This window comes from Halobacillus locisalis, assembly GCF_013694105.1.
Classification (GTDB): domain Bacteria; phylum Bacillota; class Bacilli; order Bacillales; family Halobacillaceae; genus Halobacillus; species Halobacillus locisalis.
The window spans coordinates 78587-101639 of the sequence record NZ_JACEFG010000003.1; the positions used below are offsets into that span (position 1 = coordinate 78587).

Below are 23053 nucleotides of genomic sequence, written 5' to 3' on the forward strand. Positions count from 1 at the left end.
AAAAGATGTGGACCATTGCGATGAAGGATTTACGCTTGCGTTGGAAAGATAAACGAGGACTCATAACGATGTTGCTTATGCCGATTCTATTAACCGCCATTCTGGGATCCGCATTGGGTGGGAATTTCGGTGAAGATTCCTCAATGCCTGACACGGTTGTAGGCGTGGCTTTCGATGAAGTGGACCAGATGACCGACCAGTGGGTGAATGAGGTGCTCCCAAATGACGAAGTGACGGTAACGGCTTTTGAAAATGGTCAGGAATTGGAGGTGGCTTTGCAAGAAAAAGCGATTGATGTCGGCGTAGTGCTTCCCGAGAATTGGGGACAACAGATGAGTGAGTCAGAAGTGAAGGTTTGGACCGATCCTGAGAAAACGATTCAAGCGTCGATTGTGCACTCGATGCTAACCTCATTCGTCGATCGAATCCAATCTGTATCAGCAACGGCCAACGTGTTCGCTTTTGAAATGGGAGCAGAAGGCGGAGTGGATGTGGAAAGTGCTACCGAAGAGGTGATGGCTGATCTCAGGGCCGTTGCCGGAGCGGAAGGAACGAGTGTCCGTGCAGCTGAAGAAGGTCAGGCGTCGCTGACCGGCATGCAATATTACGCCGCGGCGATGGGGGTGATGTTCATCCTGTTCAACGCAACGATCGGAGCAAGGTCTGTTCTTGAAGAACGACATACTCAAACCCTTGCAAGAATTGCGATGACGCCGATACGTCCTTTTCCCGTCATGGTTGGGAAATTTCTCGGCACTTTATTTTATTCGCTTCTACAGTTCCTCTTATTTCTCATCGCTACCTATCTATTTTTCGATGTCTCATGGGGGGAGAGTCCAGGTCAAGTCCTTGCGGTCGGTGTGGCATATGGCGTAGCGGTTTCGGGTCTTGCGATGATGCTTGCGAGTGTGATCAAGGAAGAAAAAACGATCGATGCGGTCGGAGGGATCGGCGTACAGGTTCTGGCTTTGCTTGGTGGATCGATGATTCCGATTGCCGCATTTCCTGATATCCTGCAAACCGTATCCAATGCCATCCCGAACAAATGGGCACTGGACGGATTTATATCCGTGATGACAGGAACAACGTGGACTGAACTCATCCTCCCGACATCGTTATTGCTGGCGTTCGGGCTGTTGTGTCTCTGGATGGGATCGATGCGATTAAAATTACAGTAGAGGAGTGATCAAATATGAAACGGATTTGGACACTGGCGACTTTTGAATGGAAGCGGATGTTTAAGAAACCGCAATCGTATCTCATCATGTTCGGAATGCCACTATTATTCACATTTGTTTTCGGTGCGTTATTCAGTGGAGAAGGAGGAGAGAGTGAGCTGCCGCTCGTGGGCATCGTCGATCAAGACCAATCGAACGTCTCGACAGCCTTTGTCCATAGGCTTGAAGAGTCTGAACTGATGGAGACTGCGGAAATGTCGCTGGAGGAAGCAGTGGAGTACCTTTCAGACCAGTCCATCACGGGGTATATAGCGGTCGATGCTTCTTTTGAAGAGGTTCTGAAGAATGGTGAATTGCCCGACGTGACAATGGCTCATCTCCCTGCTTTTCAAGGAGCTTCGACACTGACTCAATGGATCGATAGTCAAATGAGAGGAATTGCAGTGAAAGCAGAAGCGGCTTCTCACTATCAATCTTTGACAGGAAAAGATTGGGGAGAAAGTTTTGCTGTAATGGATCAGCCTATTCCTCTGGCACAGGAAACGATTAAAATGGTGAATGTATCGACGAGCGAAACCGTAGTTGTGTTGGATAACATGACGGCACGCGCCACCGGTTTCGCCGTGATGTTTGTCATGATCGCTATGCTTAGTAGTACAGGTGTGTTGCTTGAGGCGAGGCAAAGTGGTGTCTGGTATCGTCTGATTTCAACGCCTGCCAGAAAAGTCGAGATCATATTCGGCTACTTGCTCGCTTTCTTTCTCATCGGGTGGGTTCAATTCGGTGTGCTTATGGTCGCCTCCTCATTGATTTTCGGTGTGTATTGGGGAAGCATCCTCGGTAATGCCGCACTCGTGTCAGCTCTTCTGCTTTGCACGATCGGATTGGGATTGTTCATTGCTGGGTTCGTTCAAACGACCGAGCAGCAGGCGATTTATGGGAACTTGATCATCTTTTCGACGTGCATGGTGGCAGGTGTCTATTGGCCGGTTGAAATCATGCCTGAGTTTATGCAGCGCATCGCTGATTTTGTACCGCAGACGTGGGCATTGGAAGGCTTTGCGGAATTGAGTGCGCGAGCGGGAACGTTCACCGATATCCTCCTACCCATCGCCATCCTGCTAGGGTTCACGGTGCTATTCTTATCTGTGGGGATGAAACGAATGAGGTTCGAGTAGGCGAGCAAAAAAGGATTCGTAACCTTATTTAGTTTAGGGGTGGTTTTGAAACAACTCGCTTTCCTGCGGGGGAGCCGCCGAGCCTCCTCGGTCGTTGCACTCCCTGTGGGGTCTCGCCTGGGTCCTTCTCCCGCGGGAGTCTCGTCGTTTCAAAACCACCCCTTTCTATATGTAGAGAAACGAACCCTCAACGTGTCGGTGCGTGTGCCCTATCGAACGTGCACTAACTACCAATATATCCTTCCATCCAGTTTTTTCTTATGACGTGAACCAGCTAATCCTATGTATCCGTTATCCCCATAAAAGTAAGAAGGGACGGGAATTTGCGAGACTCCTGTGGGATGTACATGATCGGTGAGAGCCCGCAAGGCGAAGCCTGAGGAAGCTCACCGAAAGGGGATGTTCGAACTAAGATCGCGACATCGTGTGTTAACGTCGAACGACCCAACGTCCTGTCGGGCCACTTCAAGCGAGTGATTTACCTGCCCTTCAGATCCTAAATTCTGCAACGGAAGAATGTGAGTTGTTTCAAAGCCACCCCTCAACTTTGTATGGTAACGAACCACACAAAAAAGCTCGGGATGATATCCGAGCTTTTTCGTGTGGTCAGAAAACCTGTTTATTTAGCTGTAGTGTTCAATGTAACTTCAATATTATTGCGTGTTGCACGAGAGTACGGGCAGACTTGGTGGGCTTTGTGGACCAACTCTTCCGCTTCTTCCTGATCGACGCCTTTGATTTCAACATCTAGCTGGACAGCCAATCCGAATCCTTCGCCTTCTTTTCCGATGCTAACATTAGCCGTGATGACAGATTCAATGGATTTTTTCGCTTGAGAAGCTACGAGTTGGAGGGCACTATCAAAGCACGCTGAATACCCAGCTGCGAAAAGCTGTTCTGGATTGGTGGACCCTTCTTTTTCTTGACCGCCTAGAGATTTTGGCATAGATAGTTCGAAATCAATTGTACCGTCACTTGATGTTACCGTCCCTTTACGACCACCCTGAGCAGTTGCTTTTGCTGTGTACAATGCTTTTTCCATATAGACATCTCCTTTTTTATATTTTGTATTATTATATTGTGCACAACCTAATTTACAACAACCATAATTGTTTGTCAAAAGATAGCGATTTGTTGTCGTCTAGTGGAAGATTGGGTACACTTGGAGAAGAAGGAGAGATCGTCATGGCAGGAGACCACCTGAAGTTAGAAAATCAAATTTGCTTTTCCATCTATGCAGCAGCTCGTGAAATGACAAAAATGTATAAGCCGCTGCTTGAAAAGTTAAATGTCACGTACCCGCAATATTTGGTGCTGCTTGTCTTGTGGGAGATGGATTCCGTGACGGTGAACGAGATGGGGCGCAAGCTTTATCTCGACTCTGGAACGCTTACGCCGATGTTGAAGCGTATGGAGAGTGCCGGATTATTGTATCGTCATCGCTCTTCTGAAGACGAACGGCGCGTGATTATTTCGCTTACAGATAAGGGAAAAGCGGCGCAGGAGGATGCCTCATCGATCCCCCATCAGCTCGTCGACCAATTAGGGATGGATGAAGAAGAGCTGATCCAATTTAAAGCATCGCTCGTGAAGACGTTGAACCGTGTTCATGAGAAGAATCAAGAACTTTAGTACGCAAGAACCGTCCCTTCGTCTGACAATCGATTTGATGATATAATGTCAAAAGAAAATAGTACTTGTCCGTTATCATGAGAGGAGAGATTGTATGCGTTCAAAATCTGATATGAAGCTTTTTACTTTAAATTCAAATGAACCTTTGGCACACGAGGTATCTGAAATTCTAGAGGTGCCGATCGGACAAAGTTCTGTCGTCCGCTTCAGTGACGGTGAAGTTCAAATCAGAATCGAAGAAAGTGTGCGTGGCGCTGATGTGTACTTGATCCAATCGACTTCGCAACCTGTCAACGAGCATATTATGGAGCTGTTGATTATGATTGATGCGTTGAAACGCGCATCGGCGAGAACAATCAATGTCGTCATTCCTTATTATGGATATGCAAGACAGGATCGCAAAGCTCGCCCTCGTGAACCGATCACGGCAAAATTGATGGCGAATCTATTGGAGAAAGCAGGGATTTCAAGGGTACTTACGCTGGACTTGCATGCTCCGCAGATTCAAGGTTTCTTTAATACTCCTGTTGATCAGCTACTGGGTGTGCCGCTTCTAGCCGACTACTACAAGAAAAAGAACTTGGAGAATGTCGTCGTTGTAGCGCCGGACACGAGTGGACTGAGTCGTGTTAGAAGAATGGCGAACATCTTGGACCTTCCGATCGCTTTTGTGGATAAACGCCGTGCTGAAGCGAACATGCCAGAAGTGCGGAATGTTGTCGGAGACATTGAAGGGAAGAACGCCATCATTGTGGATGACATGATTGATACAGCCGAAACGGTGTTAGAGGCTGCCGAAGCGCTGATTGAACATGGCGTGAATGACATTTATGCGTGCGGCACTCATGCGGTTCTGTCTGATCCGGCGGTCCGTAAAGTGGAAGAGTCGCCGATCAAAGAGTTGGTCGTGACGAACTCCGTTTTCTTACCGGAAGAAAAACATACCGAAAAAATCGTACAACTCTCTGTCGCCCCTCTGATTGCCGATGCCCTCTTACGTGTGCATGAAGAGAAGTCGGTCAGTGTCATGTTTGATTAGTCATTTCTGCCTTTCACTTTGATGAGTGAAAGGCCTTTTTGCATGCTTCCCCTTATGGAGAGCCATTACTATAAGGAAGTGTGATAGAAGGAGGTGAGGACTCTTGAAATTAGTACACGTTTATCGTGTCAAAACATATGTCGTTCCAGAGCATCTCGATCAGGTCGTAAAAGGCATCCTTGAGGTCGATGAACTACAAGTCGGGCATTATAAAAACGTGATGTGGAGATCGACCGATGGAGTGGAGCAGTTTGTTCCGTCTGAGGAGGCTGTACCAACCAAAGGGACGGCCGGAGAGAGAACAACGGTTACGTCTTTTCGTTTAGAGTTTTCGATTCCTCGAGACGAATCGCTGCTGAGGAAGATCATTAAGGAGGGGATTTATCCGAATCACCCTTGGGACGAACCGGTCATTCAGGTGTCTGAAGAATTGGAAGCAAGGAAAGAAGGGTAGGATTGAAGGGCCCTGTAAGCTATAGGAACAGGGTCTTTTTTTCTTGTCGAGAGGGTTTCGAATCGACACCGGCTTGATTTCTGATATGATATAGACTACATAACGATTTCCTTTCCGGTATGTAAAGTGCTTTTTGAAGAAAGAGAGGGACAAGAATGAATCGAATAGGCGTCTTAACGAGCGGGGCCGATGCGCCGGGCATGAACGCGGCCATTCGCTCAGTAGTTAGAACAGGGTTATTTCATAATATAGAAATGGTCGGAATACAGTATGGATTCTATGGTTTGATGAATGGGTTCATGAAGGATATGGACGCTGATTCTGTCGGTTCTATCATTCAGCGTGGAGGAACCATTCTCCAGTCTTCCGTGAGCGAGGAGATTCTTACTGATGAAGGACAAAATCAAGCGATTGCGAATTTGAAACGCTCAGAAATCGACGGTTTGATTGTCATCGGGGGCAAGGATGTCCTTAAAGTTGTCGCGGGCCTTGCTGGCAAGAACTTTCCTACTATGGCTGTACCGGCGACAATCTATAATGACATTCCGGGTGTTGAAGAGACGATCGGTTTTGATACAGCGTTAAATACGGTGATTGATCATATCGATCGCATTCGTGATACGGCTTTTTCTCATGAAAAGACATCCATTATTGAAGTGATGGGCAAGGACACAGGGCAATTAGCCTTATGGTCTGGCGTCGCAGGCGGAGCGGAAAGTATCTTGATCCCTGAAAAAAAGGAAGAGATCGAGACGATCATTGAACAAATGAAAAGCGGCAGTGGGCGTCGTGACAAACGATACAGCATCATTGTCATGACAGAAGGTGTCGGGAATGGAATCGATCTCAGCGAAAAGTTGAAAGAAGAGGCAGGGATCGAGTCGCGGGTAACCGTTCTAGGACATACACAGCGTGGAGGTACTCCGTCAGCAAGAGACCGTGTCGTGGCCAGTCGCCTTGGTTGCTATGCGGTCGAGTTGCTGCTCGATCAGGATTCAGGGAGCCTCGTAGGATTGGAAAATAATCGACTTGTTCATTATGAATTTCAAGCTCTGTTGTCACGAACATTTGAAATTGATGACAGGCTCTATGATTTGGCGAAAGAGCTAACACTTTAGAAAAAAGGAATAAAGCATTCGGGGGGACAGGAATCGTAGCTGCCCAAGTTACGTTTCCTGTCCCTTAGTCTATGTTTGAATCCAGTCAAACAAGGAATAGTAAGGAACAAAGATCGAAAAGGAGCCGTTCTATGAAAAGAGCTATCATCCATCTCATTGCTTTTCTTGTAGTCGTTACCGTCAATGGACTAGCCAATGCCTTACCGTTGAATGGTCAAACGACTGGTGAAATATCAAATCGATTAAACGTCTTATTTACGCCTGCTGGATATGTGTTCAGCATTTGGGGGCTCATCTATCTACTGCTAGGCATCTGGGTTATCCGTCAATTCCCTAAAAGTCGCAGATCTCTACCTGTGTATAAGGAGACGAGCTTCTTATTCGTCCTGAGCTGCGCCCTGAACAGCCTGTGGATTTTCATGTGGCATTTTGAATGGTTCGGCGTATCCGTTCTGGTCATGCTCACTTTGCTACTGACTTTGATTCGTTTATATGTTCGGGCAAAGGCTGTTGGTGCTTCCTTCTTTGATGTGCTTCCTTTTTCCGTATACCTCGGCTGGATCAGTGTGGCGACGATAGCCAATATCAGTTACTTTCTGAATCATATCGGTTGGGATGGTTTCGGCATTTCAGCTTCGATTTGGACATTCCTTCTTTTGTTGATTGCGACTATCTTGGCGATTCATTTCATTCGGGGAGAACGAGACCGGATTTACCCGCTTGTGTTTATTTGGGCGTTTATCGGAATCAGTGTCCAGAATCAGTCAGCGGATGTTCCACTTGTCGTGTACACAGCATATGGATGTTCGTTGATCCTTCTGATCGCTGATGTTTTATCTTTCGTAAGGAAATGAGGGAGATAGATGGAGAAACCGAAGATTCTAGTTGTGGCTGGTGAAGAAAAAGTTGTCCGCGTTCTTCAGATGTATCTTGAATAAGAAGTGTATCATGTCGTTAAAGCTTAGGTTAATAGTAAAGGGAGTCCGTATAGGGCTCCCTTTCTTAAAATTGTCAGATTAGGTTTGCCCCTTAAAAGGTGACACCACCTTTTATAAGAACACTCCTTCATAAAAAGGTAGAGAGAAGCTTCTTCTCGGCCGCTTTGAGTGCCTCGGATATGTAGAAGTGTGGAGATGAGTCCTGTCACAGCGGTATTCCGATTGATTTAATCGCCAAAATGATGAGATAAAGCTTCTCATAGCACTTTTTGACAAGAATGGTCGGGTAAATGGTGGAGACGGTTTCGACATCCTTGGGATTGATTGTTTGTTAGTCCGATAATCGAACAGGAAGAGCATCAAGTCCGCGCAGGAGAAATACTTGGCGCCACTCAGGCGACGGCTCTGTTCGGTTCAAGTCCATATCAGGAAAAGCGTCAAAAAGCTTCTCTAGAGCGATCTTCCCTTCGAGACGGGCAAGGGGCGCACCAAGGCAGAAATGAATGCCGAACCCGAACGCGACGTGTGCATTACGTCTTCTGGTAATATCGAATTGGTCTGCATTCTCGAACTTCTCCTCATCCCTGTTTGCTGAACTGATGGAAGCAAGCACGAGATCCCCACGCTTGATCCGGTTCCCGTGAAAGTCGATATCAGCCTCTGACCAGCGCGCTGTCGAGAAGTCTACAGGACTATAATAGCGAAGCCCTTCTTCAATCGCGCTTGGAATAAGGGAGTGATCCTGTGTAACCCTTTTCAATTGTTCGGGATGTTCAAATAGTGCAAACATCGTATTGGCGATCAAGTTTACGGTCGTTTCGTGCCCCGCAATAATTAGTAACACGACCATAGAATACAATTCATTGGTGCTCAATTGCTCCCCATCTTCTTCGGTTTGTAGAAGTTGTGAAATCAAGTCGTCTTCAGGCTGCTCACGTCTTTTTTCAAAAAGGTCGGTCAAGTATGTAGTAAAAGCTTCAACATCCTCGACGAATTCCGTCTCGCTATCACTCGAGGCCGCAAGAATGGTGTTTGACCACTTTCGGAATTTGTCGCGATCCTCTGCTGGAACCCCGAGTAACTCACTAATGACGATGATTGGTAGGGGGAAAGCATAGTCATCCACTAGATTGACGGATCCTTCCTTCTTTTTCATATCTTCTATCAATCCATCAGAAATTTCCCGAATTCTTGGCTCCAGCTGCTTGATCGTTTTCGGATTGAAAGAGGGTTGAACCAGTTTACGAAGTCTAGTGTGGTCAGGAGGGTCTACATCAAGCATCATATTTCCAAAAATATTTACTTTTTCCGCTTCATTACCGCGATCGGAAGAGGGATAAAGGTTGCTTTGATCTTTCATAAAGCTTGGCGATTTCAATAATTCTTTGACATGATCATATTTCGTTACAATCCAAGAGGTATAGCCGTTCTCACTTCCTACAGGGAACACGGGCTGTTGGGCACGTTGTTCTTTGTAAAAGGGGTAAGCCCCGATTTTGAAATTCGAGGAATAAAGCGTTTCGCTAGTCGTCATCGATTGTTCCTCCTCCATTTATTTCCTGTATTTGGAGTATATAAGATGCTTGGTGTAGAAACAAATGTTATTAATTATGATAAAAAAAGGGTATTATGTTCATAAACATGACTCATACGAGGTGAAGACGGTGAAAAAAGATGTCGATGATTATTTGCAGGAAGGCATATATGGAGCAAGACAAACAAAGCCTGGAGAACGGAAGAAATACTTAGGGACAATTCGAGAGCGCGTTGTTCTTGTTTTGACAAACGGTCAGCTGATGAGGGAACAAGGTTTAGAAGAACTAGCTCAAGCGATGAAGGATTATCCTGAGGCGAAATTGCTTTTGGATCGACAGGTAAGCTACCGTTTTCGTAAGCCTTACCGACAGCTAGCCAATGAACATGGAATCCAGCATACCACAGTGGATAACAAGGAAGTGGAAACAGATGTTGGTGCGGTACTTGCGGTTGAAGAAGCGATTGATAAAGAAAAGATCGATATCAAGACCACCGAGGATACAAAGCAAGAAGGAGAAGAGAAGAAAGGTCTAGGTGGATTGATCAAGTCTCTCTTCAAATCGTAAAAGTTTCCACGCAAAAGAATCAGATTTTTTTCATAATCCCCTCTTAAAGCTATGATATTGGACAGATAAAATGTATACTGTAAGTAGAGACATAAAAGAATCTTTAAGTTTTTTGTGAAGAGTGGATGTAAATACTTTCGTATATACAATCTGCATGATATACTATTCTTGTCCTGAGTACATAGATACTTAGCGACCGCGTTCGTGTTCACGAACCAAGCCCTGCGCCTCAAGGACGAGGTGGGGGCTTTTTCTATGTGAAAATTCCTTTTGGTCGAAATTCCCTTATGCTACGATAGAAATGAAGGTCAACATTTTACTCAGGAGGTCGATGGGGATGTTCAAAAAGATTGCAAGCGATGCTTTAGGTTTAAGTGATATTGGTCGAATCATAAGCAAGGAAGACTTTGATAAAGCCCAATCCGATGATTTCGTCTTAACGGAAGATGGGGAGAAGATCCATTTTCTGATCAAGTCGAAGACCGATGAATATTGCTTTACGAACCGTGCGCTGATTCACCTCGATGGTGAGAAAGCGTCCAGCAGCAAGCGCAACATCTATCGTTACGATTACTATAAAAACGCCATTAAAAATGTGTCGATTGAAACAGCCGGTACAATCGATTTAGATCTTGAGATCAAGTTTGAAATGGGCGGCAAATACTTCAGTGTCGATATCGCCAAGGATGAGGGCGAAGCGATTGCGGATTTATATAAATCCCTTGTCGCGATTGGACACATCCAAGAAGAAAATGAGCGCCAGCAAGAGTTCGCGAAGAACAGTGTGAATACGGCGAGTGGCTTGATCAAAGACAATCGCTTCCATGATAACGATATTTCCCAGGAATTCGAACAAGCGGTGAACTTTGCTTACTCGTGGTTCTCTAATAAATATCAAGAGCACACACAGAAAGACTTCAAAGACGTATTTGAAAAATACATTCATAATTGATAAAAAAAGCGCAGACATTCGATGTCTGCGCTTTTTTTCGAGGAGAAGGTACACAAATAATTATGTTGTAATTCCAAATTCATTGATGGACACAGAAACCTGCACGCTAATAGGGATGTTTTTATACAAAGCATCCCACTCGTTTTCTTTGAAGTTTCTGGTGCGACTTCTGTAGAATTGTCCTAACCCTAGCGGATCAATTCCTTTCTCTTGAAATAAAGAAATCACTTCTGTTGCTTTTGTTTGGTAGTATGTTTCAAAGTCACTTTCCATTTCTGTTATTAGTTTTTTATCTACGGTGTGCTCAATCCCCCTGATTTCATTGATGACCGCCTTTAAATCTAGTTGGATAGTGAAAGAGGGGAGGGCATCTCGGTGATCGACTCGGTATTGAACGCGGTTTCCGATGTTCTCTAGAACCACCGTTCCTTCCTTGAAATTCAATGTTTCCATTGCTTGGTTGAAATTTTCTTTTAAAATTCTAAATACGAACATTTCGTTTTTAGAAAGGGTGGCTACCATTTTACTCTTGTCAAATAGAGCAATTTCTTCGAGTACAATCTTGTCCTCTTCTAATTTTAGGTAAGGTAGAAAACTATCTTTTCCAAATGCAAAGTAAGAAGATAAAAAGTCATGCATATCCGTGGAAGGGAAATCATTATTCATATTGTTTTGAATAAGGCCGGTCAATTGATCTGAAATCGTTTCTCCCTTTTTATGCCCACCCTCAATAATGCTTTTTGTATTACCCTTTGTAACGGCTAAAAACATGTTCCTGCTAAGTCGCGGATCACGACTTAGCACGTCAATAAATTGACCAAGGTCTTTTTCAGCTAATTCCTCATTAAAGAGCGTTACATTCAACTTGCCAATCGAAACGGGCTGAGAAATTCGGTTTTGCACTTGATCTTCAACGGATTTTATAGAACTTGCAGATACTGTCACATACTGTTCTTCTATAGCGGATTTTTCTTCCCCTCCAATAAATTTAGGAATCGCAACCGTTCCTTGAATCTCGTTTTCTTCACCGGGGTCATAGCCTGCAGTTTGGATGATGGCGTTATCTTCTACCCCATATGTTGGAATGCATCCTGTCATGATTATAAGGAGGAATGGTACACACCACCCGATATGTTTACTCATAAATCATCTTCCTCCATCTTCCTTTAATTTTCATCAATATGAAAAGTACGGGAATGTATAGGTACACATACATCCCCACATTACCTGTATAGTCACTTAAGACTTTAATTTGCATCCTCTCATTAATGGCTCCTGTAAACAGGTATAAAACAATACAGGCTATGACAAGGACGTACGTTTGATTGATATTGAATACTCGTTTAGCTAAGCGTGTAGACCCCCATAACCCCAGACAAATATTAGGCATGATCACGAACATCCACATGGCGATACCAATAAATTCAAAGCGTTCGATGAAAGGAAACTGAACAATTTTCCACGTAGAAATGGTAGGCCATGTAACTTGTCGAATTTGCTCTTCACTATAATAGATAAACACCGCCAATGCGCTTACTACGTAGATCATAGTAGTAAAAAACACTCCGTAGTGTGCCCATTTCTTAGAAGCTTGGGGGTTTTTAATAAAAGGGTAATAAATCAACAATAGTTCCATACCAAGAAAACTGAATAGTGTAACTTCAGAGCCTTGTAGGATTTCTTTTAGACTATGGGTGATGATGGGATAGATCTCTAAAGTATCACCGGCCTGTGTAGGGAAGAACTTCAACCATAGAATGGGTAAGCCTATTAGAATGCTCATCAAACATAATCCAGTTATGACTCGGAACCCCCCTACAACGAAATAGTAAATCAACGCAATCATAAAGGCTACAAATATCCATAAGTTAAGACTGGGGAAGACCCAAACTCTTATGATTTCGATAAAGCTAACCAATACATTCAAGGTGAGCACCAAGATGTAAAGACTGAAAGCCAAACTCAAAATCCCTCCAATATATTTGCCGAAAACTAATTGATTTGCCGTGACGATATCTCCTTTGCAGTCTGCCAGAATATGATACATCATCCAAAGCACTACATGTAAGACCATCCCAGTAATGAAAATCGATATCCACCCATCATAGCCTGTTGTTTGGACAACAACACGCTCTAAGCTTAAGATACCTACTCCGATTTGCATCGCTGCAATAAGGAAAAACACGTAGGTGTGGGTGATTTGCAAGTTTTCGGGTACGCTAGCGCCCACACTAGACCTTAGAGGTTTACTCATCAATATCCCTCTTTTCTTTCACACGCTTAGTGTTCACTCGCGATTGATCAGGGGAGCGTGTCAGCATAGGGCGTTTGAATTGGATGTTGAAAGGTAATCGTATAAACGCATCTTTTAGGTCTTGAATACGTAACGGATATAAAGGTTCAAAGAATGGACTTCCAATGGATTTTAGCTTTATCAAATGTCCCATAAAGAAAATCATGACCATCGCTATTCCGACTAACCCCCATAGTTGAGCTCCAATGATGAAAGGGAAGCGAATTAATCGAATTGTGTTACCGATCTGATATACAGGGGTTGTAAAGGAAGCGAGTGCGCTAAGCGCCACGATGATGAGTAAGACATTACTTGTGAGGCCTGCATCTACAGCCGCTGTCCCGATGACGATTCCGCCGACAATCCCGATTGTTTGACCGATTTTTGTAGGAAGACGAGCACCTGCTTCTCTAAGTAATTCAATAGCTAATTCTAAAATGATCACTTCGAGTATAGGTGGGAAAGGAATATCAGAACGAGAGGATACGATTGTCGCCATCAACTCCCTTGGAATCATTTCGTGATGAAAGGTAAGGATTGCTACGTATAAAGGTGTGCTTAAAACAGAGAAAAGAACGGCAAAAAGACGGATCAAACGGAAGACGGTAGCAAGATGCCACGGAAGAAAATAATCATCCGATGCAGAGAAGAATTCGACGACTGTAGTTGGACAAATCAAGGCTTGTGGAGAACCATCTACAATGATGACAATCTTACCTTCAACGAGGGTGCTGACGGCTCTGTCCGGCCTTTCCGTATCTAGTAGTTGTGGAAAAGGGGAACTTGAGTTGTCTGCAAGCATCTGTGTAATAAAAGAGCTATCTATGATCTGATCATATTCAATATCTTGAAGTCGTTGTTTTACGGTTTGTACATTATCAGGATTGGCTATGCCATCAATAAAAATAGTCGCGACTCTTGTGTTCGTGACTTTGCCGATTTTCTGTTCTTCTATTCTGAGTTGGGGGAGAGGGAGTCGTTTGCGCACAAGGTTGATATTTAAGTGTAAGGATTCTACAAAGGCTTCTTTTGGGCCGACAACGCTGAATTCAACTTCCGCGGTTCCTACTTGCCGAGATTCAAAGGAAGTGGCAGGTATTAGAAGTACTTGTTTGTTGTCTGCATCACTTTGAATCAACGCATAGCCAATCATGATTTTTTCTTTAATAATGGAAAGCTCATCGGTCATTTCAATATTTTCTACGGTAATGGCATTCTCCATCTCTTTCAATGAATGCAACTTTGCGTTTTTTAAAGGCTTTATAACAAAATCATTGATGTAATCAGATTTACTTAACGTTTTAATATACGATATGGTGCAAGGGGGGTGGCCACCTAAAGAGTAAGTGATAAAATCCCCTGATTTCTTAAGTGTCTTGAGTAAATCTTCCAATGTTTCCTCAGACTCATTCAACGGTTCTTTACGCTTTAACTTATCTAACCACTTTGTCATAAGAATCACCTTCCCCCTCACATCTGACAGTTACTATCAGTGTCCACGAGAATGAATAATTTATACTTCTACGGTCAGAATAGATGCGTAGAAAGGGGATAGGTTATGGTGTATGTTTATCTGGTACCTTTGCTCCTTGTTGTTGCTTTCTTTCTCTCTACTATATTTGTCATAGGGTGGTTGTCAAAGGCGATCATCTACCTCATTGTACTCGTTTTGTCAGTCGGTCCGTTTTACCTGCTTTATCTAGAAGAAAAAGAGGAAAGTGAAAAGACTTCTTGTTGAATTTTAAAAGTGTATATCATTAACGAAAAAAGCGCAGACATTCGGTGTCTGTGCTTTTTTTCGTTGGGGGAATCATGGAAATGCAAATTCTGGGCAGATTAAAAACAAGTGGACAAAAGGAGGACATAGATATGCTAGAAGGTAAAGCTGCTTTAATTACAGGTTCCGGTCAAGGAATCGGACTGGAGATTGCGACAGAGTTTGCAAAAGCTGGAGCGAAAGTCATGCTGAATGACATCAACGAGGATACATTGAACAAATCGGTAAAAGAACTGACGGATCAAGGCTTCGAGGCAGAAGGTGTCATCGCTAACGTGGCTAAAGAAGATGATGTGAAAAATGCCATCGAGAAGACGGTGGAGACATTTGGGCGCATTGATATTTTAGTGAACAATGCAGGTATTCAACACGTGGCTCCGATCGAAGAATTTCCGAGTGAGAAGTATTCATTGATCTTGGACATCATGTTGAAAGGACCTTTCTACGGCATCAAATACGCTTTTCCTCATATGAAGAAGCAGGGCTATGGACGTATTCTGAACATGGCATCGATCAACGGGTTAATCGGGTTTGCAGGGAAGGCTGGTTATAATAGCGCCAAACATGGGGTGATCGGACTGACGAAAGTAGCGGCGCTTGAGGCAGCGGACGAAGGAGTCACGGTAAACGCTATCTGTCCTGGATACGTCGATACACCACTTGTACAGAATCAGCTTGAAGATTTGGCGAAAACGAGAAAAATCGATAAAGAGAAAGCATTGGAACAGGTCATCTATCCTCTCGTTCCCCAGAATCGTTTGCTACAAGTACAGGAAGTAGCAGACTATGCGATTTTCTTATGTAGTGAGAAAGCGAAGAGTATCACTGGTCAAGCGGCTGTTATTGATGGCGGATATACGGTTCAATAAAAAAGATGAAAAATCCCCGAGAGGTGTAGTCGTCTCTTCGGGGGTTTTTTTATGTCAATTCGAGCTTCATTTCCATGTCGCTCTCCGAAATCTTCTGTTTTTGGAAACCGACTTTCTCATAAACGCGGATGGCGGCCTTGTTTTCCTTTTCGACCACAAGCTGGACGTGAGTGAACGAGGTGGTATAGTGGCGAATGCCAAAATCTATACCTTGCTTGACGTACTCTTCCCCCCACCCTTTACCGGTGAATTCCGGTTTCAACGCTAATCCGATTTCTAGTCCTTGATCCTCTACATTGAATTCGAATAAACCAATGGGCTCATCATTATATATAGCGATAAACCCATCACAGCCGCCTGGGCCGATCAGTTGACCTGTTTCGGATAGCGATTCAAAGTAAGGTGTCATCATTACCTGTTCAACAAAACCTTCATAATTCCAACTGTCAATCTGTTTGGCATAGGCCAACGTCATGGGGGTGAAATGGATGTTCATAATCACGGTGCCTCCTACAATAATATTTCAATAGTTGTACTTTACCATGAAACAAAAAGACGTCTCCTCTCGATAAGGAGACGTCTTTTTTCATGAATTAGTTAATTCCCATCATAGCTAAGAAGATAATCGCGATGGTCGCAATCATCGGAATGACGAGGCCGACGACGAAGACATCTTTATAAGAGTCTTTGTGCGTCAGGCCGGTAACGGTGAACAACGTAAGCAGGGCACCGTTGTGTGGCAAAATCGATGCACCTGATGCCACAGACGTAATACGGTGGAAGGCTTCTAAGCTCAGTCCTTGATTGACCGCGATATCGTAATATTCTTGTCCTAATGCTTCTAGTGCGATTCCCATACCACCTGATGCTGAGCCTGTAATCATCGCAAGTAGTGATACAGCAAACGCTTCTGAAAAGTAGGGACTGAATGGAATCGAGAAAATGAATTCTTTTACCGAATCAAATCCAGGCGAAGCCGTTACGACCGAACCGAAACCGACAGCTGCACTGGTATTGATGGTCGCCATAACCGATCCCGAAGCGCCCCCGTTAACTGAATCGATGAAACTTTTGTATTCGTCGAAGTTGAAAACCATGATTAACACGATTCCGATAAGGAGGGCGATTAAGATGTTCAGGTCGAATAAATTCAATGTGAGTACGACCGCAAGCAATGGGATGACGGAAAGAATCCAGTTCGGAAGTTCCTCTTCATCGATGCTTTTCACTTTGCTGTCTCCTTGAGGTTCCGTAAACTCTTCTCCGTTTTTGACCAGTTGTTTCTCCCGGAATTTCAAATAAAAATAACCTAGCACGGCCATGATCAGTCCCGCAACAATTCCGAGAATCGGAGCAGCCATCGTCGACGTTTTGAACGTGTTGATCGGGATGATATTTTGTATTTGAGGTGTCCCGGGCAGAGCCGTCATGGTAAACGTGAATGCACCAAGAACGAACGTAGATGGAATTAATTTTCTTGGAACATTAGCTTGTCTGAACATCGCTACCGCTAGTGGATAAACCGCGAATACGACGACAAACAGACTTACACCGCCATAGGTCAGGATAGCCGCAGACAAAAGCATTCCGAGAATGGCCCGCGTTTCCCCGATCAAGCTCGAAATTTTATAGGCAACTGATTGGGCTGCCCCTGTATCTTCCATCAATTTACCGAAAATCGCTCCGAATAAGAAAATCGGAAAGTAGTCTTTCGCAAATCCGACAAACCCCTCCATATAAGTGCTTGTATAGGATTCGAGTATGTTCATGCCGCTTAGAATCGCCACTATTCCTGATACAAGTGGTGCAATCCAGATGATGGACCAGCCTAGATAGGCTAGCAGCATCAATAAGCCTAATCCGATTAAAATGCTAATCATAAATCCATGTCCTCCTCTTTTCATAAATCTGTTTGTCTTACTATGTCCAATCGAAAGAAATTTTAGTGATTCATGATAAAATGGAAGGATCAAACAGAGAGAGGACGATGGTAATGTATCAGGGCATTCATCACGTGTCATTGCTTGTTACGGATATCGAACGAGCGAAGTGTTTCTACGGAGAGGTATTGGGATTTGAAGAAAGCAGCGAACGTCCCGATTTCGGTTTTCCAGGAGCGTGGTATCAAATAGGGGAAACGCAGCTGCATTTGATTGTACATAAGGACGGGAAGACCTTCAGAGGTACGACAGAAATCGATACGCGTGACGGTCATTTCGCTGTTCGCGTAAAGGATATGGAAGCATTATTGGAACGTCTTGAGAAACATGAGGTCGAGTATGTTAACAAGCCTACGAACAAAACGCCTTGGCATCAAGTATATGTCAGTGATCCAGACGGGAATCTGATAGAGTTTAACCGGTGAGAAAGGGACGGGCATTGAGCTCGTCTTTTTCTATGGAAGGTAGTCTTTTCTCGACACATGTCTGCATGTGCTCGTCCTTCAAAACAGCAGAGAGAAGGCTCATCATGACGGTATTGAATGCTCTTAACATTAAAAAGAGTGGAGAGAAAGCTTATCTCAACACTTTTTGGCCCATCCTGATTGGAAAAGTGATGAGATGGCACTTCTCTCAGCAATTTTAAATAAATACGGTTGTTAAAAAGGTTGAGAGAGACATCATAGTCAAAGCTTCGTCCTACAACGCCACCTCTTTCTCAACAAACAAAAAAGCACTCCTCCAAAAATGGAAGAGTGCTTTACCTTTTTAAGGCAGGCTTTCACAAGCCACGCCGTTTCCGTCACGGTCCAAGCGGTGTGGATCCTCTTCAGGTCCTCCAGCTGCCTCAAAGAAGGCTTGCGCTTCTTCGTGCGTGTCGAAATCGCCGCAGTCACGGTCATCGCCATAAGGATCGAACGGGCCATCGTACGTAGAGCCATCATCGCCAGAACCTTCATCCACTGGGTCTTCTTCGTATTGGAATCCATCTTCTGTCACATATCCAGGCAGGCTCCAAATGTTACGCTCCGCCTCTTTTGCGCGATTTTGTGCTTTCATCATGGAATTGGCATGCGTGTAAGGTGGGTCATACACATACGCATAACGGGCAAATCCTTCTTCGAGTAGCTGCTCATTAAAGTTGTTACCGTCTACCCAAAGGTAAGCGAGCAAACGATCATACTTATCACGCTTTGGTCCGTCATACTCGAGCTCAACGGTTTTACCTAATAATTCAGATTCAGCAAAGGCGCTGGCTTCAGGGCCGAACGGCTGGACCGGTTCTGTCGGGTGTTTCGTTTCAGGAGTGTCGACAAGAAGCAAACGCACGGTCTCGGTTACTCCGTCCTTTTCGATTTCAATCGTGTCTCCGTCTACAATCCGACTGACGGTTGCAGTCTCGGTCGCTTTTGTTGTAAAGTCGTAGGTCGTATCTTCTTCCATGGTGACTCCTTGAACGGATGTCACATTTCCGATATGTAGCGTATAGCTTTCTCCTCGTTCATATCCGTTCACGGGAGCTGCAACTTTAAGTTGGTGATCATCGTAGAGCGTCACTGCTTCTGTCACGATTTGATCTGGCTGTCCTTGTTTGTGCACATACACTTCATCAAAAGATTGATCGTTGATCGGGGTATTGAATGTGATGGTCCATTCTTTATCAAGCTGGACACCCTCTTCGGATCCGAAAGTCTCTGCAAATATGGTCGCAGGGATGAGCATCAGCAAAATAAAGAAAGTAGATAGAACTTTTGTCTTCATTAGAATCCTCCTTTGTTATTTACATACGAAAGCCATTATAGTATGGAAACTGGTCTCATGGCATTGGTAATTTATAGATCGCTTCCCGTGAGACTTTTGACTTAAACGTCGAATAGGAAAAGAGGAATAGGCAAATGAAAAACGCCCAAGGATATTCCCTGGACGTATTCAAAGTCCCTCATTCACGAACCATTCTCCCTCAATTGATCCAAAACTTCCATTCCTGTTGTAACCGATTGACTCATCGCAGAGCCACCACCATATCCTGCTGCGACCGCCATCGTTTCATAGATCTGCTGGTCCGAGCAGCCTTTGGCAATGCATTGGTCCATATGGTATGTGATGCTTGCCTCGTCTCCTTCTTTTAAAGCAATCGCTAGAGCCATCAAGTGTTTATATGTTCGGTCGACCTCTCCGTCTGCAAAGGATTCTCCAGTGAAGCGGTTGTATTCTTGAATTGTGTCCGGTACATATTCGGTCAGCCTTTCAATCCCTTTACGATAATCTTCCAGCACAGTTAAAGCACTTTTATTCATCTTTATTCACTCCTTCTCATGACATATTTCACCATTCCTTTTTTCTTTACCGAATGAAACCATTCAATGCGCTAAGGAGGCGCCTCAACTATGGCGAATTATGTAGGAAATTTTGGAAAAGTTTAGGTTGATAATATTCTGACAACTAAATATAATTAAAAACTGAGAGGTGGTTCACATGTCAGAAATGAAAAGTCAGCCATTAACCAAGAAGGGACTGATGACTCGGAAAAAGCTATTGGAAGTCGCCGAATCCGTCTTCAGTGAGAAAGGGTATTTTGATGCCTCGATTGTAGAGATCACGTTCCGTTCAGGTGTTGCGCAGGGAACCTTCTACAATTACTTCCCGACCAAAAAAGCTATTTATGATGAGCTCGTCCGTGATTTGAGTTCGACACTCCGTCACAATGTGAAGCTAGCAATCGAAGGAGAAGAGTCGTTTGAGCAAAAGCAGCGGGCCGGATTTAAAGCTTTTTTCACGTGGGTGATCACGCACCGGAATTCATACAGCATCATTCAACAATCTGTCCTGGTCGATAAGGAACTGTACCGCTGGTATTACGAGAAACTCGCAAACGGATTCATGAACGCATTGGATGAGGCGATTGAAAACGGAGAGTGCAAAACGCTGGATAAAGAAGCGATTGCCTACTGTTTGATGGGAATCGGTCAATTCATCGGGATGCGCTGGGTGTTTTGGGAAGAACAAGAAGTACCGGAATACGTATTTGAAGAAGCTATGGAGCTTGTGTTTCATGGATTGACCCCATAAAGGAGGTGAGAGGATGCACACGATGGATGAGTGGATTCATAAACGTGGGGAGATCACGCCTGAACGAATGGCTATAATCGGGGAGAGTCATCAATTTACATATCAAGAACTCTCTCAAAAGGTCGAAGAAATGGCCTGGATGTTCAAGTCGAAGCTGCACATCGGGAAAGGGGACCGGCTGGCGATTCTCTCACAGAACCGGGAGGAGTATATGATCGCCTATTTTGCGGTGGCCCAGCTTGGGGCGATCATCGTTCCGTTGAATGTCCGTTTGACGGCTGCTGAACTGGCGTTTCAAGTGAACGATAGCGGAGCGAAAGCGTTGTTGTATGAACAAGAGATGGAAGCTTTGTATGAGGAGCTTTCAGATCTCGCGAATTTTGAAAACGCTTACTTTTTCAGTGAACTTATTGGAAAAGCACAAGGGGATGTCGGTCATCACGGGAAAAGCGATGATCCTTTCATCATTTGTTATACCTCAGGTACGACAGGTAAGCCGAAAGGGGCGGTGCTGACGCAGGAGAACATGTTCTGGAATGCCATCAACAATCAGCATGCTCTCGACTTGACGTCAGATGACAGGACGCTCGTCATCCTTCCGCTTTTTCACATTGGGGGCGTAGGATTGTTCGCTTTGCCGACGTTGTTGACGGGAGGAACGATGTTGATTCCAAGGGCATTCGATCCGGAACAAGTCATCGAGTGGATCGAGCAGTATCAGATTACCGTCGTGATGGGGGTTCCTACGATTCATAACTCAATTCGTCAATCACCTTCATTCGAAAAGGCCGATTTCAAGTCTGTTCGCTGGTTTTACAGCGGTGGGGCACCGTGTCCGAAGGAATTGATTCAAGCATATCTCGATAGAGGCTTGCGCTTTGGGCAGGGCTTTGGAATGACGGAAACGGCTCCTACCGTCTTCATGATCGCAAAGGAAGACTGCGAGAGGAAAGCGGGATCGATTGGAAAACCCGTCACGTTTTGTGATGTACGGTTGATGAAGGAAGATGGGACACCTGCACAACCGGGGGAAGTCGGAGAGTTACTCATCAGAGGCCCGAACGTCATGAAAGAATATTGGGGACTGCCGGATGAAACGGCTTCAACGATTCGTGATGGCTGGCTATATTCCGGTGATTTGGCCAGACAGGACGACGAAGGTTTCTTTTACATCGCCGGCCGGAAGAAAGACATGATCATCTCAGGCGGAGAAAATATTTATCCACTCGAAGTGGAGCAGCACATCAATGAATTCAGAGAAGTGAGCGAAGTCGCCGTCATCGGTGTGGCGGACGACAAATGGGGGGAAGTGCCCGTCGCTTTTGTCAGTTTTCATAGGACTCAATCCCTGCAGAAAGATGATATACAAGCGTATTGCCGGCAGCGACTCGCCAGATATAAAGTCCCGAAAGACGTCATCATCATGAGCGAACTGCCGAAGAATGCGACAGGTAAAATCGATAAAAAAGCGATCCATAAGCATTGGATGACGCTCGGAGTCTCCGAATCATGATCGGCATTGAGAGAACGAGTATATGTGTACCCGAACAAGTCGTCACGGCTGGTGAATTGGCTGAGAAAACAGGGATTCCAGAGCGCGTGATCATCGAAAAGTTCGGTCTTCGTGAAAAACGGATCGCAAGTGAGGATGTGCACGCATCGGATTTGGCGATGGCGGCGGGTAAAGAGATCCTGTCAGGCGTCGATCCCGATACCATCGATGTCGTCATCTACTTCGGTAGTCCGTTCAAGGATTATCAAGTATGGACAGCAAGTTCGAAGATTCAATATGAACTTGGAATTCCGAATGCGTACGCGTTTGAAATGATGAACGTCAGCTCATGCTTTCCACTTGCGGTCAAAGTGGCGAAAGATATGCTCAAGTCAGATGAGGAGATTCGGAACATTCTGCTCGTCGGCGGGTGCAAGGAGTCGATGATTGTGGATTATGACAATCCGAGGTCACGCTTTATGTTTCCGTTTGCCGATGGCGGGGCGGCGGCACTGCTTTCGAGGGACGCTTCCCAAAGTGAGGTGCTGTCTTCATCTATTTTGACAGATGGGTCGTTTACGAAAGATGTGCTCGTTCCTGGGGGTGGATCGGTCCATCCTCATCCGGAAAAACACGAGCGCTATATCGATGTCCCGGATCCGAAGGGAATGAAGGAGCGGCTCGATCCGGTTTCTCTTGGGAATTTTGAAAAGGTGATCAAACAATCGTTGGTGAAAAGCGGGGTCGGGCTGGAGGAGTTGAACGTGTTGCTTCCGCTGCACACGAAGCGGTCGATGTTCGAACAAATCATAGAGAGCGTAGGGTTGGAAGAAAGTCAGGCAGTTTATTTAGAGCAGTATGGTCATATGTCAGCACTCGATCCTTGTTATGGATTGCATCTTGCTGAAAAGGAAGGAAAGCTTCATCCAGGTGATATTGTCGTCCTTGTTTCAGCAGGTACGGGTTATACGTGGGCTGCGACGACTCTCCGTTGGCACGGAGGTAATTAATAAAGGGGGAAT

At 44.8% G+C, this 23053-nt stretch carries 23 protein-coding genes; 14 read left to right on the top strand and 9 right to left on the bottom strand.

The genetic code is table 11. From position 1 onward, the window contains the following. The first annotated feature begins 5 nt into the window (after window positions 1-5). A complete protein-coding gene (locus H0266_RS13380; RefSeq protein ID WP_181472940.1) occupies window positions 6-1178 on the top strand; it encodes an ABC transporter permease in 1173 nt (390 codons plus the stop codon). A gap of 14 nt (window positions 1179-1192) precedes the next feature. Continuing rightward, the gene (locus tag H0266_RS13385; RefSeq protein ID WP_181472941.1) at window positions 1193-2356 is read left to right on the top strand and encodes an ABC transporter permease; all 1164 of its coding nucleotides are present in this window, start codon (window positions 1193-1195) and stop codon (window positions 2354-2356) included. A 619-nt stretch (window positions 2357-2975) separates the two neighbouring features. Here H0266_RS13385 and H0266_RS13390 read toward each other — a convergent pair. Further along, window positions 2976-3398, bottom strand: coding sequence for an organic hydroperoxide resistance protein (locus H0266_RS13390; RefSeq protein WP_181472942.1), 423 nt, complete (start codon window positions 3396-3398; stop codon window positions 2976-2978). A 143-nt stretch (window positions 3399-3541) separates the two neighbouring features. Between H0266_RS13390 and H0266_RS13395 the strand changes: the two genes are divergently transcribed. The 5 genes from H0266_RS13395 (at window position 3542) to H0266_RS13415 (ending at window position 7453) form a co-directional block, all read left to right on the top strand. Beyond that, on the top strand, window positions 3542-3988 hold the full coding sequence (locus H0266_RS13395; protein WP_181472943.1) for a MarR family winged helix-turn-helix transcriptional regulator: 447 nt from the start codon (window positions 3542-3544) through the stop codon (window positions 3986-3988). A 94-nt stretch (window positions 3989-4082) separates the two neighbouring features. Then, window positions 4083-5027 carry a ribose-phosphate diphosphokinase gene (locus H0266_RS13400; RefSeq protein WP_181472944.1) on the top strand — a complete coding sequence of 315 codons (945 nt, stop codon included), beginning with the start codon at window positions 4083-4085 and terminating at the stop codon, window positions 5025-5027. A gap of 103 nt (window positions 5028-5130) precedes the next feature. After that, a complete protein-coding gene (locus H0266_RS13405; RefSeq protein ID WP_181472945.1) occupies window positions 5131-5481 on the top strand; it encodes a YqfO family protein in 351 nt (116 codons plus the stop codon). A gap of 155 nt (window positions 5482-5636) precedes the next feature. Next, on the top strand, window positions 5637-6599 hold the full coding sequence (locus H0266_RS13410) for an ATP-dependent 6-phosphofructokinase (protein ID WP_181472946.1): 963 nt from the start codon (window positions 5637-5639) through the stop codon (window positions 6597-6599). 131 nt (window positions 6600-6730) lie between these two features. Continuing rightward, window positions 6731-7453: a TspO/MBR family protein gene (locus H0266_RS13415; RefSeq protein ID WP_181472947.1), complete on the top strand. Its 723-nt coding sequence runs from the start codon at window positions 6731-6733 to the stop codon at window positions 7451-7453. 415 nt (window positions 7454-7868) lie between these two features. On the opposite strand, the gene H0266_RS13420 is transcribed toward H0266_RS13415, so the two are convergent. Then, window positions 7869-9071: a cytochrome P450 family protein gene (locus tag H0266_RS13420; protein ID WP_181472948.1), complete on the bottom strand. Its 1203-nt coding sequence runs from the start codon at window positions 9069-9071 to the stop codon at window positions 7869-7871. A gap of 121 nt (window positions 9072-9192) precedes the next feature. On the opposite strand from H0266_RS13420, the gene H0266_RS13425 reads away from it, so the two are divergent. Then, on the top strand, window positions 9193-9639 hold the full coding sequence (locus tag H0266_RS13425) for a YueI family protein (protein ID WP_343063287.1): 447 nt from the start codon (window positions 9193-9195) through the stop codon (window positions 9637-9639). Between the two features lie 337 nt (window positions 9640-9976). Beyond that, window positions 9977-10591 carry a PH domain-containing protein gene (locus H0266_RS13430; protein ID WP_181472949.1) on the top strand — a complete coding sequence of 205 codons (615 nt, stop codon included), beginning with the start codon at window positions 9977-9979 and terminating at the stop codon, window positions 10589-10591. A 60-nt stretch (window positions 10592-10651) separates the two neighbouring features. Here the strand turns inward: H0266_RS13430 and H0266_RS13435 are convergent, their stop codons facing one another. From H0266_RS13435 to H0266_RS13445, 3 genes are read right to left on the bottom strand one after another with little or no spacing between them, the layout of a single operon-like run. After that, window positions 10652-11734: a Ger(x)C family spore germination protein gene (locus H0266_RS13435; RefSeq protein ID WP_181472950.1), complete on the bottom strand. Its 1083-nt coding sequence runs from the start codon at window positions 11732-11734 to the stop codon at window positions 10652-10654. Next, on the bottom strand, window positions 11727-12845 hold the full coding sequence (locus tag H0266_RS13440; protein WP_181472951.1) for a GerAB/ArcD/ProY family transporter: 1119 nt from the start codon (window positions 12843-12845) through the stop codon (window positions 11727-11729). Before H0266_RS13440 ends, H0266_RS13435 begins: the two co-directional genes overlap by 8 nt. After that, window positions 12838-14337 (bottom strand): spore germination protein, encoded by a 1500-nt coding sequence (locus tag H0266_RS13445; RefSeq protein ID WP_181472952.1) that lies wholly within the window; start codon window positions 14335-14337, stop codon window positions 12838-12840. The genes H0266_RS13440 and H0266_RS13445 overlap by 8 nt, the downstream gene beginning before the upstream one ends. A 416-nt stretch (window positions 14338-14753) precedes the next feature. Between H0266_RS13445 and H0266_RS13450 the strand changes: the two genes are divergently transcribed. Then, window positions 14754-15530, top strand: a complete 777-nt coding sequence (locus H0266_RS13450; RefSeq protein WP_181472953.1) for a 3-hydroxybutyrate dehydrogenase — start codon at window positions 14754-14756, stop codon at window positions 15528-15530. Between the two features lie 49 nt (window positions 15531-15579). Here the strand turns inward: H0266_RS13450 and H0266_RS13455 are convergent, their stop codons facing one another. Continuing rightward, on the bottom strand, window positions 15580-16026 hold the full coding sequence (locus H0266_RS13455) for a GNAT family N-acetyltransferase (RefSeq protein ID WP_181472954.1): 447 nt from the start codon (window positions 16024-16026) through the stop codon (window positions 15580-15582). Window positions 16027-16123: 97 nt separating this feature from the next. Continuing rightward, entirely contained in the window at window positions 16124-17410 is a 1287-nt protein-coding gene (locus H0266_RS13460; protein WP_181472955.1) for a GntP family permease, read from the bottom strand. Window positions 17411-17517: 107 nt separating this feature from the next. Here H0266_RS13460 and H0266_RS13465 point away from each other — a divergent pair, with 107 nt between their 5' ends. Beyond that, window positions 17518-17895, top strand: coding sequence for a VOC family protein (locus tag H0266_RS13465; RefSeq protein ID WP_246363999.1), 378 nt, complete (start codon window positions 17518-17520; stop codon window positions 17893-17895). A 343-nt stretch (window positions 17896-18238) separates the two neighbouring features. On the opposite strand, the gene H0266_RS13470 is transcribed toward H0266_RS13465, so the two are convergent. Beyond that, window positions 18239-19231 (bottom strand): thermonuclease family protein, encoded by a 993-nt coding sequence (locus H0266_RS13470; RefSeq protein WP_181472956.1) that lies wholly within the window; start codon window positions 19229-19231, stop codon window positions 18239-18241. Between the two features lie 182 nt (window positions 19232-19413). Beyond that, window positions 19414-19767 (bottom strand): carboxymuconolactone decarboxylase family protein, encoded by a 354-nt coding sequence (locus tag H0266_RS13475; protein ID WP_181472957.1) that lies wholly within the window; start codon window positions 19765-19767, stop codon window positions 19414-19416. A 178-nt stretch (window positions 19768-19945) separates the two neighbouring features. On the opposite strand from H0266_RS13475, the gene H0266_RS13480 reads away from it, so the two are divergent. From H0266_RS13480 to H0266_RS13490, 3 genes are read left to right on the top strand one after another with little or no spacing between them, the layout of a single operon-like run. Continuing rightward, window positions 19946-20539 carry a TetR/AcrR family transcriptional regulator gene (locus H0266_RS13480; RefSeq protein WP_181472958.1) on the top strand — a complete coding sequence of 198 codons (594 nt, stop codon included), beginning with the start codon at window positions 19946-19948 and terminating at the stop codon, window positions 20537-20539. Window positions 20540-20552: 13 nt separating this feature from the next. Next, window positions 20553-22052, top strand: coding sequence for an o-succinylbenzoate--CoA ligase (gene menE, locus H0266_RS13485; RefSeq protein ID WP_181472959.1), 1500 nt, complete (start codon window positions 20553-20555; stop codon window positions 22050-22052). Beyond that, on the top strand, window positions 22046-23041 hold the full coding sequence (locus H0266_RS13490) for a 3-oxoacyl-ACP synthase (RefSeq protein ID WP_181473587.1): 996 nt from the start codon (window positions 22046-22048) through the stop codon (window positions 23039-23041). The genes menE and H0266_RS13490 overlap by 7 nt, the downstream gene beginning before the upstream one ends. Window positions 23042-23053 lie beyond the last annotated feature (12 nt).